Genomic DNA, 14,194 nt, shown 5'->3' with positions numbered 1-14,194 from the left:
TCACATGGTGATGGACTCCCTGCTCTGGTTGGGTACCAGGACCGGCTTGGGGTGCGTGCCGAGCAGTTCGCGGTACACGTCGATCACTGCGTCCGTGGTCTGCTGTGCGTCGTGGGCGGCGAGCACATGCGCGCGGCCCTGCGCGCCCAGTGCGGCGCGCAGCGGTGCGCGCCGCAGCAGCGCGGTCAGCGCCCGCGCCAGCGTGTCGGGGTCCTCCGGCGGCACCAGACAGTGCGGCAGATGGCCGGGCGGCAGGCTCTCGCGCGCCCCGTCCACGTCCGTGACCAGGACGGGCCGGGCACACGCCATGGCCTCCAGGGGGACGAGCGCCATGCCCTCCCAGCGGGACGGCAGGACCACGACGTCGGCGGACCGGTACCAGGGGGCGGCGTCGGATGCCGGGCCGGCGAACTCCACCGACGCGGGCGCGAGCGCGCGCAGTCGGCCCGCGTCCGGACCGTCGCCGACCAGCACCAGCCGGGCGGCGGGCTCCTGCCGCACCACGGCGGGCCAGGCCTGAAGGAGCACGTCCTGGCCCTTCTGCCGGCACAACCGTCCCACGCATACGACGAGTGGGCCCGCTCCGGGCCGGGCGATGCTCCCTTCCGGCCGGAACCGGCGCGTGTCGATGCCGTTGGGAATCACCTGCCACTGGGCGGTGATGCCGCTCCGCTCCCCGGTACGCCGCTCCGCCTCGCTCACGCACAGGACGCGTGTCGCCCACCGCGCCCCGAACTGCTCCCACCGCAGGGCCGCTTGGGCCATGGCCCCGTCCACGGCCTCGAACGACCACGCGTGCGGCTGGAAGACGGTCGGGAGACGGCCACGCACCGCGAGCCGTGCCGCGAGCCCCGCCTTCGCGCTGTGCGCGTGCACCAGGTCGGGCCGCGCCTCGCGCAGGAGGCGCGCCAGCCGCCGTACCTCACCGGGAAGTCGGGGCCCCGGCGCGCGGGTCGCGTCCCAGGCCAGCACCCTGCAGCCGGCCGCGCGCAGGGCGTCCGTCAGCGTGCCGCCTCGCGGGCAGGCCACGGTGACACGCAGCCCGGCGGCCACCTGTGCCGCCGCCAGGTCCGTCACGAAGCGGGCGACACCGCCCTCGACGGGCTGCGTGACATGCAGGACGTGCGGCTCGGGTGCGGCGGACCGCGTCGTACGACGCGGGACGGAACCGAGGGGAATGCGCATGACCAAGGCTTCCCTTCCGAAGAAACATTCCGAACCCGTCACTGAACGTGTGAACGTGGGTTCGGCATAAACACATCGGATCCGTGAGGAAACACTAGCCGCTTATCCGTCTTTTCCCGGGAAGCCGTCAACCGTGTCGGAAACACGCCCTCATTCAGGGGATTTATCCGATAAGAATGTTGCGCAGTCATTCAGGATGTATGAGTTCCGGGAACCCGTCTCCGTGGAGTTTCCCGCGGCGCCTTTCACTCGTTAGCCCAGCGGAAGCCAGATGAAAGGAACCCAATGAAGAATCTGAAGGCTGCCGCGCTGGTGGCCGGCGCTCTGGCCATCGCCGGCGCTGCGGCGCCCGCTGTTGCCGCGGACCTGCCGGGGCAGGGCCTCCTCGAGGACGGGAAGTCGGTCGCCCGTACCCTGCCCAACGCAGCCGAGATCCCGACGGGTGAACTGGCCAGCAACGTCAAGCAGACGGCGCAGGGCGTGAAGAAGTCCGGCGTCGTCAAGACCCCCGTCTTCGGCGGCGCCCTGCCGAACCCCCTCAACGGCAAGCCCCCCACGCTTCCGGCCCTCAAGTAGAGGACATACCCTGCCGGGCCGCAAAGGCCGGCTCCGCCTGCCGCGGAGCCGGCCTCTTCGTGTGCGGGAAAAGCAGATGGCGGCCCGTCGAGCGTCGGCGGGCCGCCAGGACGAGGACTGCTCAGAACAGGAAGCCGCCGACGTACGGGGCCTTCTGCGACTGGTCGACCTTCTCCGTGTTGCACGCGGCGTAGTGCGAGTTCGGCGCGATGGTCGCGGCGCCGCCGAGGACGCCGACGGCGCCGTTGGACCACGGCGCGATGCAGCGGCCGTCGACGAGCGAGCCGTTGGAGACGACGAGGCCCTGCTGAGGGGAGTTCACGACGACCGGGGACTCCGAGAAGCCGTCGCCGCCGGTGACGTTGGTGTTGTTGTCGTCGGCCGTAGCGACGCCACCGGTCGCCAGGACGAGGCCGGCGGCCAGGACGGACAGGGCCGTAACCTTCTTACGCATAGATGCGCCTTTCGGATGGAAGGGGAGGGTCGAGCGGGAACGTCTGCCGACGTCCCCGCCCTGCTCCGGGATGGTTCGGAGCGCAAAGGGGGCTCAGAAGAGCAGGCCGCCCTGGTAACCGGCCTTCTGCGACTGGTCGACCTTGGCCGTGTTGCAGGCGGCGTAGTGCGAGTTCGGCGCGATGGTCGCGGCGCCGCCGATGACGGCGCCGACGGCGCCGTTGGACCAGGGCGCGACGCAGCGCAGGTCGACGAGCGTGCCGTTGGAGACGACGGCGCCCTGCTGCGGGGCGTTCACGACAACCGGGGACGACGAGAAGCCGTTGCCGCCGGTGACCGTCGTGCAGTTGTCGGCTGCGGCAGTGCCGGCGGCCGCCAGGACGACGCCCGCGGCGAGGGCGGAGATGGCCGTAACCTTGTTACGCATGGAGTGTCCTTTCCGGACTGCGAGGGGGTTCACCTGCTCGGAATGACTCGAAGCAGGGGTCAGAAGAGCAGGCCGCCCTGGTAACCGGCCTTCTGCGACTGGTCGACCTTGGCCGTGTTGCAGGCGGCGTAGTGCGAGTTCGGCGCGATGGTCGCGGCGCCGCCGAGGACGCCGACGGCGCCGTTGGACCACGGCGCGATGCAGCGGCCGTCGATGAGCGAGCCGTTGACGACAACCACCCCCTGCTGAGGGGCGTTCACGACGACCGGGGACTCCGAAAAGCCGTCACCACCAGTGACGTTCGTCGTGTTCGAGTGGGCGGAGGCAACGCCAGCGCTGCCGCAGAGCGCGCTAAGGGCGAGTGCAGTGACGACCGCGAACTTCCTGGTCAACTCGGTTCCTTCCTGGATTCACGGTAAGCCGCGCTTACATAGCAAGAAACCGAAATATGCGGCGAAAAGTCACGCGGACCAGGCCCATTCGCGTTGGATTCCACCGGATGGCGCAGCGACGCCGCGCACCGTTCACCCGGACGCACGTGCCGGGATTTCACCGACGTGCGTCCGGCCCACTGGCAAGGAGGAGTCCAGTGGGCCGGACAGGCTTTAAGGCATTTCCCCCGCACGCATCGAGCGCCGGGTGGGTGTGCAGCTAAATGGTCCGGCTGCGACCTCTGGGCCTGCGGCTTCGAGGGGCCGGACGGGGGCCGTACCACGCGGCCACCGGGCGATTCGTCCCGCGGCACTGCGGCGTCGCCCGCGGATCGGGATCTCCGGCGGACCGGAACCGGATCAGAGTGTCGGAATTCCGGTCCCACCTCTGTCTCGCGAACAGAGGGGAGCACATGGCAGCGAAAGCATGGTGAACGGGAAGACTTCCGCCGCGCCGACTCCTGACGGTTTCCGTGTCACCCCTGGTTGAGCAGGCTGCCGACACCGGCGCTGGTCGGCCCGTTCAGCGGGTGGACCTGAACGGAGCCGGAGCCGAGTGGGTTCTTCACCGGAATCGCGGGCTTCTTGTTGCTCCTGCGGCCCATACCGTCCAGGTACACCCCGGAGACCTTGGCCGCCTTGTTCTTGCCGGTGACCGTCGACGACTGGGCGTCGAACGCGCTGCCCGTGGTGAGGTTGCCCTGCTTGGCCACCCGCATCACGGTGTCTGCCGCGGGCACGAGCGCCGGAGCCATCTCGGTCTGGGACATGAGGCCGAGCGGGCCGGTGTTTTCCTGGGCAGGTGCCTTGGTGACGGCCGAAGCCGCCACGGCGGAACCACCCACAAGACCCGCACCAATGGCCAACGCCGCAGTGGTGAAAACTGCCTTCTTCATGATTCACCTCACTTGAAGTTACCTCTGATCCGACAGATGCAGAACATAGCAGTCCGCAGTCCGCTCAAAGCGAGGCGCTACTCCATACGCGTGAATACAAAGGGAGTGAAGAAGCGCATTACTTCGGATTCCCTGGAGTTATTCACATGTGGTCGGCGAATCGATTGATCGTAAAAGAAAACTATGAGACCACGTCTTTTCTGGCGAATCCCCGGAAGGCCAGCGCGAACAGCACCAGCGCGTACGTCACGGAGATCGCGGTGCCCTGGATCATGCCGGACCACTCCGGATGCGGCTGGACGGCGTCGGCCCAGGCGAACTGCCAGTGCGCGGGCAGGAAGTCGCGCCAGTGGCCGAGCGCGGTGACGGCGTCCAGGACGTTGCCGACGATGGTCAGGCCGACCGCGCCGCCCACCGCGCCGAGCGGGGCGTCCGTCTTCGTCGACAGCCAGAACGCCAGCCCGGCGGTGACCAGTTGGGACACGAAGATGTACGCCACGGTCACCACCAGCCGCTGCACCGCCGTGCCCGTGTCCAGCGCACCGCCCGTCGGTATCTGCAGCGGACCCCAGCCGTAGGCCGCCGTACCGACCGCGAGGGCGATCACCGGGAGCAGGATCATCGCGGCGAGGCTCAGCCCGAGCGCCACGGCCAGCTTGGACCACAGCAGCCGGGCGCGGGGCACGGGCGCGGCGAGCAGATAGCGCAGGGAGGACCAGCTCGCCTCCGAGGCGACCGTGTCCCCGCAGAACAGGGCGACCGGGATCACCAGCAGAAAGCCGGCCGAGACGAACAGGTTCACCGCGGCGAAGTTGGCGCCGGACGCGGTGGCCGTGTCCATCAGGGTGATCTGGCCGTCGCGGCTGGAGGGGTCGCCGCCGATCGCGAAGGCGATCAGCAGCACGAACGGCAGCAGGGCCAGGACGGCGCCCATGATCAGGGTGCGGCGCCGCTTGAGCTGGCGGACCAGCTCCACCCGCAGGGGCAGGGTGTGCCGCGCCGAAAAGCCGGAGGCGACCTCGGTGAGCGCGCTCATGCTGAACCTCCGATCAGGGTGAGGAAGGCGTCTTCCAGGCGGCGGTGCGGGCCGACCGAGGCGACCGGCACCTCCAGCCGCACCAGCTCCGCGACCAGCCGCTCGGCCGTGCCGCCGGGGTCCAGCCGGATCAGCAGCCCGTCGTCGGTGCGCACGGCGGAGGCGACGCCGGACAGCGCGGCCACCTTCTCCACGACCGGCTCCTCCACGGGTGTGGCGGTGCCGACCAGCAGCGTGTCGCCGGAGCCTACGATCTCGCCGACGGGACCGGCCTGGACGAGCCGGCCGCGGTCCATCACCACCAGGTGGGTGCAGGACTGCTCGACCTCGGCGAGGAGATGGCTGGAGACGATGACCGTACGACCGCCGGCCGCGTAGCGGATCATCACCTCGCGCATCTCGCGTATCTGGGGCGGGTCGAGGCCGTTGGTGGGCTCGTCGAGGATGAGCAGGTCGGGCAGGCCGAGCATGGCCTGAGCGATGGCGAGGCGCTGGCGCATGCCCTGCGAGTAGGTGCGCACCGCGCGGGCGAGCGCGTCGCCGAGCCCGGCGATCTCCAGCGCCTCGTCCAGGTGGGCGTCCTCGGGCGGGCGGCCGGTGGCCTTCCAGTACAGCTCCAGGTTCTCCCGCCCGGTCAGGTGCGGCAGGAAGCCCGCGCCCTCCACGAAGGCACCGACCCGCGACAGCACCGGGGCGCCGGGCCGGATGGCGTGGCCGAAGACGCGGATCTCGCCGTCGTCCGGGGTGATCAGGCCCATCAGCATGCGCAGGGTGGTGGTCTTGCCGGCGCCATTGGGGCCGAGCAGGCCGAGGACCTGGCCCTTCTCCACCCGGAAGGACACCTCGCGCACCGCGTACCGGTCGGCGGACTTCGCGTACCGCTTGCTCAAGTCCTTGATGACGAGCGGGACTTCGGCCAGCTCGGGGTCGGGGGCCGGGCCGGCCGTACGGCGGCGGGCGGTGAGCAGCAGGGCGAGCGCGACCGCGGCGCCGGCCGCCGGCAGCCACCAGACCCAGGCGGGCAGGGGTGCCGCGGCGGTGGTGACGGCGGGGGCCGTCGGCACGCTCAGCGCTCCCCCCTCGAGGGAGACGGTGTACGTCGCCGGTGCGGCCGGTGAGGCGTAGCCGAGGTCGGTGGAGGCGAGGACCAGGCGGAGCCGGTGGCCCTTCTGCACCTCGTGGTCGATCGCCGGGAGGGCGAGCGTGACGTGCTTGCCGGCCTTGGCGCCGGTCACCCGGAAGGGGGCGACGAGCTGGGAGGGCAGCACCTGCCGGGTGCCGTCGGGGCCGACGTCGTAGACCTTGCCGAAGAGGACGGCGTCGTCGCTGGTCGAGGTGATGTGAACGGTCGCGGTGGGGGTGCCGGTGATCTGCAGGTCGCGGGTGAGTGGCGCCGAGTCGAACCTCGCGTACTGGCCGGGGAAGTCGAGGGAGACGCCGAGGCCGAGCGCGGACAGCTGGCTGAGGCCGCCGGTGCCGCCGAGTCCGGGCAGGGCGGAGACGCCGGGCGGGCTGGCGCCGGCCGGGTTGGTGACGTGCTGGGTGCCGCCGGTCAGGGGGACGGCGCGCGGGTGGCTGCGCAGGCCGGGGTAGGCGTCGGCGGTCGCGCCGCGCAGCTGGGCGGTGCCGTCGGTGGAGTTCACGCCGCCGGTGCGGGTGATGCGGAAGACCGGGCCGGTGCCGGAGCTCTTGTCGCCCTTCAGATACCGGTCGAACCACGCACGCACGCGTGCCTGCACCCGGCCGGTCTCCATGTCGCCGCCGTCATGGCCGCCCGCGATCCAGTCGACGTCCACGGGGGCGCCGTTCGCGCGGATCGCCTTCTGGGCGGCGTCGGACTGGGCGAGGGTGAACAGGGAGTCCGTCTGGCCCTGTAGCAGCAGCGTGGGCACCTTGATGCGCGCGCCGACGGCGGACGGCGAGCGCTCCTGAAGGAGCTCGCGGGCGGCCGCGTCCGGGGTGCCGGACTCGGCGACCCTGTCGTACATCCGGCACAGCGCGGGCTCGAAGCGGGCGCAGCCGCCGCCGGTGTTGAAGAAGACCCCGGCCCACAGCTTCTTGAACACGCCGTCCGGGAACAGGGCGTCCGCGAGGTTCCAGTAGGTGATGGCCGGGGCGATGGCGTCCACCCGGTGGTCGTATCCGGCGGCGAGAAGGGAGACCGCGCCGCCGTAGGAGCCGCCGGCCATGCCCACGCGCGGGTCGCCGGGTTTGTCGAGCTGGACCTCGGGCCGCTTCGCCAGCCAGTCGATGAGCCGGGAGACGTCGGCGACCTCGCCCTTCGGGTCGTTGAGCCCGATCTTTCCGGTGGACCCGCCGAAGCCGCGCGCGGACCACGTGAGGACCGCGTACCCGTCCCCGGCGAGGTCCTCGGCCTGCTGGCGCATGTCGGCCTTGCTGCCGCCGAAGCCGTGCGCCAGCAGGACGGCGGGGTGCCGTCCGGCGCCGGCCGGGGTGAAGAACGACGTGTCCAGGCGCACGCCGTCCACCGCCATGACCTGGTCGGTCCTGTGCACCGGGGGCGTGTCGGCGGACGCGGCGGCCGTCCAGGTGCCGGCACCTGCCAGCACCACGACGGCGGCCGCGCCGGCGACGAGCCGACGCGGCCTCTTGAGCAGCCCCCGCAGCGAGAGCCGGCGAAGATCCATGCCTCAACGGTACGGGGCGGCACCGACAACCGCGGGAGCCGGTGGGCTGAACCCCCGGCCCTCCCCCAGGAGTACGGGGCCTGCCCGGCGTACACCAGCCGTGGTACGAAGGCGCATGGACATTCGCCGGGCCACCACCGTCGCCGAAGTCGTCGCCGCCGATCACCTGTTCGACCACCCGGCGCGCGCCGAGTGGGCGGAGCGTTTCCTCACCACTGCCGGACACCATCTGCTGCTGGCGTACGCCGACGGCGGGCCGGTCGGCTTCGTCAGCGGCGTCGAGACGGTCCACCCGGACAAGGGCACCGAGATGTTCCTCTACGAGCTGGAGGTCGCGGAGCCGTACCGGCGCCGGGGCATCGGGCGGGCGCTGGTGGAGCGGCTTGCCGTGCTGGCCCGGGAGCGGGGGTGCTACGGCATGTGGGTCGGGGTGGACGCCGGAAACGACGTCGCCCTTGCCGCGTATCGCAGTGCGGGCGGCAAGGACGACGGTGCGTGCACGGTGATGGCGTGGCAGTTCTGACTACGCCTGCGCGCCCTCGGTGAGCGCGGCGGCCGGAGCGACCGGCGTGCCCTCGGCGGCCTGCTCCTCCTCGTCGAGCCGGATGTCCTCCGGCAGGGACACCAGCCAGCGGGTCTCGCGGCGCGGGCGGAGGTAGAAGGCCCAGTAGAGGGTGGCGACGGCGGTGATGCCGCCGGTCCACCACAGGTACGTCGGGTCCTGCTCGACCAGGATGTAGACGAGGACGGCGATCAGCAGGACCGGCATCGCCGGCCACAGCGGCATCCGCCACGCCTTCTTGGTGCTGTGCGCGCCGCGCCGGGAGAGCAGCGAGGCGATCGCGACCAGCAGGTAGAGGCCGGTGACGGCGACGCCGGTGACGCCGTAGAGGGTGTCCAGGTTGACGAAGCAGAGGAAGGCACCGGGGACGCCGACGACGAGGGTGGCGACCCAGGGGGAGCCGAACCGGCCGAGCTTGGCGAGGGCGGTGTTGACCGGGGCGGGCCAGGCCTTGTCGCGGGCGGAGGCGAACAGGACGCGGGAGTTCTGGATGACCATGACGATGCCCGCGTTGATGATCGCGAGGGCGACGCACAGGCTGACGAAGGTGCCGACGGCGGAGTTGCTCCAGGCGATGACCATGCTGGAGATGTCGCCGCCGGTCAGGGTCTTCAGGTCACCGGCGCCCAGGGTGATCGCCACGACCGGCACCAGGATGACGACGCTGGAGATGGCGAGGGTCGCGAGGACGGTGCGGGCGACGCTGCGGCGCGGGTTCTCCAGCTCCTCGGAGAGGTAGATGGCGGTGGAGAAGCCCTGGGTGGCGAAGAGGGCGATGGCGAGCCCGGAGAGGACCATCATGGCCGTGACCGGGTTGACGTGCGTGTGCTCGCCGGCCACCTGCAGCGAGCTCACGAGGCTGCCCGCGCCGCGGTGGGAGTGAGTGAAGCCGAGCGCGGCGACGACTCCGGCGGCGACGACCTCCAGGACCAGGAAGATGCCGGTGATCCAGGCGTTGGCGCGCAGGTCCAGCAGACCGGCGAGGGTGGCCGCGATCATCACGCCGGCGCCGGTCATGGACGGGTCCAGGTGGACGACCGGGGCGAGGTAGTCGGCGGTGCCCATGGCGATGACCGGAGGGACGATCATCACGACGAGCAGCGACATGACGAAGGCCAGCCAGCCGGCGAGCCGCCCGGCGAGGGTGGAGACGATGGCGTACTCGCCGCCCGCGCTGGGGATGAGGGTGCCCAGCTCGGAGTAGCAGAAGGCCACGGGGATACACAGGAGCGCGCCGATGGCGAGGCAGAGCGCCGTCGCCGTGCCCAGGCTGGAGAACAGGTCGGGCACGATCACGAAGAGCGTGGAGGCGGGCGTGACGCAGGACAGCGTCAGCAGGGTGCCGCCGACCACGCCGATGGAGCGCTTGAGTTGCTGAGGACTGTGCGCAGCGCCCACGGCGGATGTCCCGGCAGGGCTGGACGTGTCGGTCATGCGGCGGTTCCGATCGACTCGTGTGACGTGAGGGTGGGGCTCGGGAGCGCGCTATCGCCTCCGGCGGATCGTGGTGCGTGTGTGTCTCGTCCGCTCCCGGCGGTGCTTAGGGAACCCCGACGAAAACCGCCGCGTCAATGGGTGTTCACCTACGGAATCCGTAGCAAAAAAGCGGTCAACAACGGATTCCCGTATCAACGGTCCACATTCTCGGGCTGTTGCGGCTGTACGAGAATCGCAGCGCCCCGGCCCAAAAAAACAGGGCCGTCCGCATAGCGGACGGCCCTGTCAGGCCCTTGGCGGTCGTTCAGTGGTTGCGCGGGAAGCCCAGGTCCACGCCTGCCGGGGCGTCGGCCGGGTCGGGCCAGCGGGTGGTGACGACCTTGCCGCGGGTGTAGAAGTGCGTGCCGTCGTTGCCGTAGATGTGGTGGTCGCCGAAGAGCGAGTCCTTCCAGCCGCCGAAGGAGTGGTAGCCCACCGGCACCGGGATCGGCACGTTCACGCCGACCATGCCCGCCTCGATCTCCAGCTGGAAGCGGCGGGCCGCGCCGCCGTCCCGGGTGAAGATCGCGGTGCCGTTGCCGAACGGCGAGGCGTTGATGAGCGCCACGCCCTCGTCGTAGGTGTCGACGCGCAGCACGCACAGCACCGGCCCGAAGATCTCGTCCCGGTAGGCCTTGGCGCTGGTCGGCACCCGGTCCAGCAGCGAGATGCCGATCCAGTGGCCGTCCTCGAAGCCCTCCACGGTGTAGCCGGTGCCGTCGAGCACCACCTCGGCGCCCTCGTCGGCCGCGCCGGAGACGTACGACGCCACCTTGTCGCGGTGCGCGGCGGTGATCAGCGGGCCCATCTCGGACGTCGGGTCGTTGCCCGGACCGATCTTGATCTTCTCGGCGCGCTCGCGGATCTTCTCCACCAGCGTGTCACCGATGGCACCGACGGCCACGACCGCCGAGATGGCCATGCAGCGCTCGCCCGCCGAGCCGTAGGCCGCCGAGACCGCCGCGTCGGCGGCCGCGTCCAGGTCGGCGTCCGGCAGCACCAGCATGTGGTTCTTGGCGCCGCCGAGCGCCTGCACCCGCTTGCCGTTCGCGGAGGCCGTGGTGTGGATGTAGCGGGCGATCGGGGTCGAGCCGACGAACGACACCGCCTTGACGTCGGGGTGCTCCAGCAGGCGGTCGACGGCCACCTTGTCGCCGTGGACGACGTTGAAGACGCCGTCCGGCAGACCGGCCTCCGCCAGCAGCTCGGCGACCCTGATCGACGCCGACGGGTCCTTCTCGCTCGGCTTCAGCACGAACGTGTTGCCGCACGCGATGGCCATGGGGAACATCCACATCGGGACCATCGCCGGGAAGTTGAACGGCGTGATGCCGGCGACGACACCGAGCGGCTGGCGGATCGCCGCCACGTCGACCCGGCTCGCGACCTGCGTGGACAGCTCGCCCTTCAGCTGCACGTTGATGCCACAGGCCAGGTCGACGATCTCCAGGCCGCGCGCGACCTCGCCGAGCGCGTCGGAGTGCACCTTGCCGTGCTCGGCCGTGATCAGCTCGGCGATCTCGTCGCGGTGGGCGTCGAGCAGCGCGCGGAACCGGAAGAGGATGGTCGTGCGCTGGGCCAGCGAGGACTGGCCCCAGGTCGTGAAGGCGTCCTTGGCGGCCGCTACCGCCGTGTCCACCTCCTCGACCGACGCGAACGCGACCTTGGTGGTGACCGCGCCGGTCGCCGGGTCGGTGACCGGCCCGTACGTGCCCGACGCGCCTTCGACGGTCTTCCCGCCGATCCAGTGGTTGACGATCTTCGTCATGCCCAGAGACTCCTTATTACAGATGGCGGCGTCGGGTCGAGACGTGCCGTTCGTACAGCTCTCGTGCCTTGACCGCGGACGGTCGGGTCGCGGTCTCGGCCACAGGAACATCCCACCAGGCCTGCGCCGGAGGCGCGCCCGACACAGTGTCGGACGTTTCGGTCTCCACGTAGACACATGTGGGAGTGTCGGCGGCGCGCGCCTCGGCGAGCGCCGCGCGCAGTTCCCGTACGGTCTTCGCGCGCAGGACCCGCATGCCCAGGCTGGCCGCGTTGGCCGCGAGGTCGACCGGCAGCGGGGCGCCCGTGTACGTCCCGTCCCCGGCCTGGAACCGGTAGGCGGTGCCGAACCGCTCGCCGCCCACCGACTCCGAGAGCCCGCCGATGGACGCGTACCCGTGGTTCTGCACCAGCAGGATCTTGATCGCTATGCCCTCCTGCACGGCCGTCACGATCTCCGTCGGCATCATCAGATACGTGCCGTCGCCGACCAGCGCCCACACGTTCCGCTCCGGCGCGGCGAGCTTCACGCCGAGCGCGGCCGGGATCTCGTAGCCCATGCAGGAGTAGCCGTACTCCAGGTGGTACTGGTCGTAGGACCGCGCCCGCCACAGCTTGTGCAGGTCGCCCGGGAGTGAACCGGCCGCGTTGATGATGACGTCCGACTCGTCCACCAGGGCGTCCAGGGACCCGATGACCTGCGGCTGGGTGGGCCGTACGTCGATCTCGTCGGCCTCGAAGCAGGCCTCGACGCGCTGCTCCCAGCGTTCCTTGTCCTCGGTGTACTCGGTGACGTACGACTCCCCCACCTTGTGCCCGTGCATCACCAGCGCCTCGGTCAGCTCGCCCAGGCCGCTGCGGGCGTCGGCGACCAGCGGGAGCCCGGACAGCTTGTGTCCGTCGTACGGCGCGATGTTGAGGTTGAGGAAGCGGACGTCCGGGCTCTCGAAGAGGGTGCCGGAGGCGGTGGTGAAGTCGGTGTAGCGGGTGCCGACGCCGATCACCAGGTCGGCGGTGCGGGCCAGCTCGTCGGCGGTCGCGGTGCCGGTGTGCCCGATCCCGCCGACGTCCTGCGGATGGTCGTACCTGAGGGAGCCCTTGCCGGCCTGGGTGGAGGCGACCGGGATGCGGGTGGCCGCCGCGAACTCGGCGAGGGCCAGTTCGGCGCGGCTGTGGTGGACTCCGCCGCCCGCGACGACCAGCGGCCGGCGCGCCTGACGGATCGCCCGGACCGCCTCCGCCAGCTCGGTCGGGTCCGCGCCCGGCCGTCGTACCGTCCACACCCGCTCGGCGAAGAACTCCTCCGGCCAGTCGAAGGCCTCCGCCTGCACGTCCTGCGGCAGGGCGAGGGTGACCGCGCCGGTCTCGACCGGGTCGGTGAGGACCCGCATGGCCTGCAGGGCGCTCGGGATCAGCTGTTCGGGGCGGGTGACGCGGTCGAAGTACTTCGACACCGGGCGCAGGGTGTCGTTGACCGAGACATCGCCGGCGTACGGCACCTCCAGCTGCTGCAGGACCGGGTCCGCGGGGCGGGTGGCGAAGACGTCGCCCGGCAGGAGCAGGACGGGGAGGTGGTTGATGGTCGCGAGGGCGGCTCCGGTGACCAGGTTGGTCGCGCCGGGGCCGATCGAGGTCGTCACCGCGTGCGTGGACAGACGGTTCGACTGGCGGGCGTAGCCGACGGCCGCGTGCACCATGGACTGCTCGTTGCGGCCCTGGTGGTACGGCATGACGCCGGCGTACTCGATCAGCGCCTGGCCGAGCCCCGCGACATTGCCGTGGCCGAAGATGCCCCAGGTGGCGCCGATCAGCCGCTGTCGTGCGCCGTCGCGTTCGGTGTACTGGGCGGCGAGGAAACGGACCAGCGCCTGGGCGACGGTCAGCCGGGTCGTGGTCATCGGTACCCCCCTGTGCTCTCTACGTGATCCGGATGGAAGCAGATCCGCCACTCCCGGGTCTCGCCCGGGCCCGCCATGACGTTCAGGTAGTACATGTCGTGCCCGGGCTGGGCGATGGACGGGCCGTGCCAGCCGTCGGGGACGAGGACGGCGTCGCCGGAACGGACCTCGGCCAGGACGTCCGAGCCGCCCGCACGCGAGGGGAACACGCGCTGGTAGCCGAGCCCGCCCGGGCCGTCGATCTCGAAGTAGTAGATCTCCTCCAGCTCGGACTCCTCGCCCGGCCGGTGCTCGTCGTGCTTGTGCGGCGGGTACGACGACCAGTTGCCGCCCGGCGTGATCACCTCCACGGCGATCAGCCTGTCGCAGTCGAAGGAGTCGGCGGAGGCGAAGTTGCGCACCTTGCGGGCGCAGCTGCCGCTGCCGCGCTCCTCGACGGGGACCTCCGGCGCGGGGCCGTAGCGGGCGGGGAGTCGTCGCTCGCACTTCGCTCCTGCCAGGGCGAAGCGGCCTCCCGCGCCGGAGGCGATCTGGACCCGGGCGTCCCGGGGAACGTACGCGAAGTCGGAGACGTCCGCGAACACGCTGTCCCGGCCCAGGAGTTGGAACTCTTCCTGCTCGCTTGACGCAGTCTCAATTTGTACGGTACATCCGCCTTCCAGCGGAAGCACGATCCACTCGCTGCCCCCGGTGGTGAACGTATGGCTGCCGCCGGGCGCCGACTCGACCACGCGCAGGCTGCTGTGTGACCAGCCGGCCAACTTGGGGTCGATGTCGACGGCGTACCGGGCGTTCGCGGTGACGCCCCTGGGCAGATGCAGATCGGTGCTGGTCATGCG

Annotated in this window: 13 protein-coding genes; 2 read left to right on the top strand and 11 right to left on the bottom strand. The window is 70.9% G+C overall.

The genetic code is table 11. From position 1 onward, the window contains the following. Positions 1-1,185: a glycosyltransferase family 4 protein gene (locus SRB17_RS01645; RefSeq protein WP_153533948.1), complete on the bottom strand. Its 1,185-nt coding sequence runs from the start codon at positions 1,183-1,185 to the stop codon at positions 1-3. Positions 1,186-1,470: 285 nt separating this feature from the next. Between SRB17_RS01645 and SRB17_RS01640 the strand changes: the two genes are divergently transcribed. After that, positions 1,471-1,761, top strand: coding sequence for a hypothetical protein (locus tag SRB17_RS01640; RefSeq protein WP_153533946.1), 291 nt, complete (start codon positions 1,471-1,473; stop codon positions 1,759-1,761). A 121-nt stretch (positions 1,762-1,882) separates the two neighbouring features. Here SRB17_RS01640 and SRB17_RS01635 read toward each other — a convergent pair whose 3' ends face one another. From SRB17_RS01635 to SRB17_RS01610, 6 genes are all read right to left on the bottom strand, one after another. Continuing rightward, a complete protein-coding gene (locus SRB17_RS01635) occupies positions 1,883-2,215 on the bottom strand; it encodes a hypothetical protein (RefSeq protein WP_153533944.1) in 333 nt (110 codons plus the stop codon). A gap of 93 nt (positions 2,216-2,308) precedes the next feature. After that, the gene (locus SRB17_RS01630) at positions 2,309-2,641 is read right to left on the bottom strand and encodes a hypothetical protein (protein ID WP_153533942.1); all 333 of its coding nucleotides are present in this window, start codon (positions 2,639-2,641) and stop codon (positions 2,309-2,311) included. Between the two features lie 59 nt (positions 2,642-2,700). Further along, positions 2,701-3,033, bottom strand: coding sequence for a hypothetical protein (locus tag SRB17_RS01625; protein WP_153533941.1), 333 nt, complete (start codon positions 3,031-3,033; stop codon positions 2,701-2,703). 515 nt (positions 3,034-3,548) lie between these two features. Next, on the bottom strand, positions 3,549-3,968 hold the full coding sequence (locus SRB17_RS01620) for a hypothetical protein (RefSeq protein ID WP_153533940.1): 420 nt from the start codon (positions 3,966-3,968) through the stop codon (positions 3,549-3,551). Between the two features lie 181 nt (positions 3,969-4,149). Then, entirely contained in the window at positions 4,150-5,004 is an 855-nt protein-coding gene (locus SRB17_RS01615; RefSeq protein ID WP_153533939.1) for an ABC transporter permease, read from the bottom strand. Then, entirely contained in the window at positions 5,001-7,652 is a 2,652-nt protein-coding gene (locus SRB17_RS01610; protein ID WP_153533938.1) for a CocE/NonD family hydrolase, read from the bottom strand. The genes SRB17_RS01615 and SRB17_RS01610 overlap by 4 nt, the downstream gene beginning before the upstream one ends. A gap of 115 nt (positions 7,653-7,767) precedes the next feature. On the opposite strand from SRB17_RS01610, the gene SRB17_RS01605 reads away from it, so the two are divergent. Further along, positions 7,768-8,175, top strand: a complete 408-nt coding sequence (locus SRB17_RS01605; protein ID WP_153533937.1) for a GNAT family N-acetyltransferase — start codon at positions 7,768-7,770, stop codon at positions 8,173-8,175. On the opposite strand, the gene SRB17_RS01600 is transcribed toward SRB17_RS01605, so the two are convergent. From SRB17_RS01600 to iolB, 4 genes are all read right to left on the bottom strand, one after another. Further along, a complete protein-coding gene (locus SRB17_RS01600; RefSeq protein WP_153533936.1) occupies positions 8,176-9,648 on the bottom strand; it encodes an APC family permease in 1,473 nt (490 codons plus the stop codon). A gap of 307 nt (positions 9,649-9,955) precedes the next feature. Further along, positions 9,956-11,458 carry a CoA-acylating methylmalonate-semialdehyde dehydrogenase gene (gene mmsA, locus SRB17_RS01595; protein WP_153533935.1) on the bottom strand — a complete coding sequence of 501 codons (1,503 nt, stop codon included), beginning with the start codon at positions 11,456-11,458 and terminating at the stop codon, positions 9,956-9,958. Positions 11,459-11,474: 16 nt separating this feature from the next. Then, entirely contained in the window at positions 11,475-13,355 is a 1,881-nt protein-coding gene (iolD, locus tag SRB17_RS01590) for a 3D-(3,5/4)-trihydroxycyclohexane-1,2-dione acylhydrolase (decyclizing) (protein WP_153533934.1), read from the bottom strand. Next, positions 13,352-14,191 (bottom strand): 5-deoxy-glucuronate isomerase, encoded by an 840-nt coding sequence (gene iolB, locus SRB17_RS01585; protein ID WP_153533933.1) that lies wholly within the window; start codon positions 14,189-14,191, stop codon positions 13,352-13,354. The genes iolD and iolB overlap by 4 nt, the downstream gene beginning before the upstream one ends. Between the last annotated feature and the right edge of the window lie 3 nt (positions 14,192-14,194).

Origin of the sequence: Streptomyces sp. RB17, assembly GCF_009604455.1 — a bacterium.
In the GTDB taxonomy this organism is placed as follows: Bacteria; Actinomycetota; Actinomycetes; order Streptomycetales; family Streptomycetaceae; genus Streptomyces.
The sequence above is the reverse complement of the archived record's forward strand: the minus strand, read 5'-3'. Positions and strand labels throughout refer to the sequence as shown.

Coding starts and splice junctions, on each gene's coding strand:
- SRB17_RS01645 (WP_153533948.1), bottom strand. CDS start 1,185: ATGCGCATTCCCCTCGGTTCCGTCCCGCGTCGTACGACGCGGTCCGCC.
- SRB17_RS01640 (WP_153533946.1), top strand. CDS start 1,471: ATGAAGAATCTGAAGGCTGCCGCGCTGGTGGCCGGCGCTCTGGCCATC.
- SRB17_RS01635 (WP_153533944.1), bottom strand. CDS start 2,215: ATGCGTAAGAAGGTTACGGCCCTGTCCGTCCTGGCCGCCGGCCTCGTC.
- SRB17_RS01630 (WP_153533942.1), bottom strand. CDS start 2,641: ATGCGTAACAAGGTTACGGCCATCTCCGCCCTCGCCGCGGGCGTCGTC.
- SRB17_RS01620 (WP_153533940.1), bottom strand. CDS start 3,968: ATGAAGAAGGCAGTTTTCACCACTGCGGCGTTGGCCATTGGTGCGGGT.
- SRB17_RS01615 (WP_153533939.1), bottom strand. CDS start 5,004: ATGAGCGCGCTCACCGAGGTCGCCTCCGGCTTTTCGGCGCGGCACACC.
- SRB17_RS01610 (WP_153533938.1), bottom strand. CDS start 7,652: ATGGATCTTCGCCGGCTCTCGCTGCGGGGGCTGCTCAAGAGGCCGCGT.
- SRB17_RS01605 (WP_153533937.1), top strand. CDS start 7,768: ATGGACATTCGCCGGGCCACCACCGTCGCCGAAGTCGTCGCCGCCGAT.
- SRB17_RS01600 (WP_153533936.1), bottom strand. CDS start 9,648: ATGACCGACACGTCCAGCCCTGCCGGGACATCCGCCGTGGGCGCTGCG.
- mmsA (WP_153533935.1), bottom strand. CDS start 11,458: ATGACGAAGATCGTCAACCACTGGATCGGCGGGAAGACCGTCGAAGGC.
- iolD (WP_153533934.1), bottom strand. CDS start 13,355: ATGACCACGACCCGGCTGACCGTCGCCCAGGCGCTGGTCCGTTTCCTC.
- iolB (WP_153533933.1), bottom strand. CDS start 14,191: ATGACCAGCACCGATCTGCATCTGCCCAGGGGCGTCACCGCGAACGCC.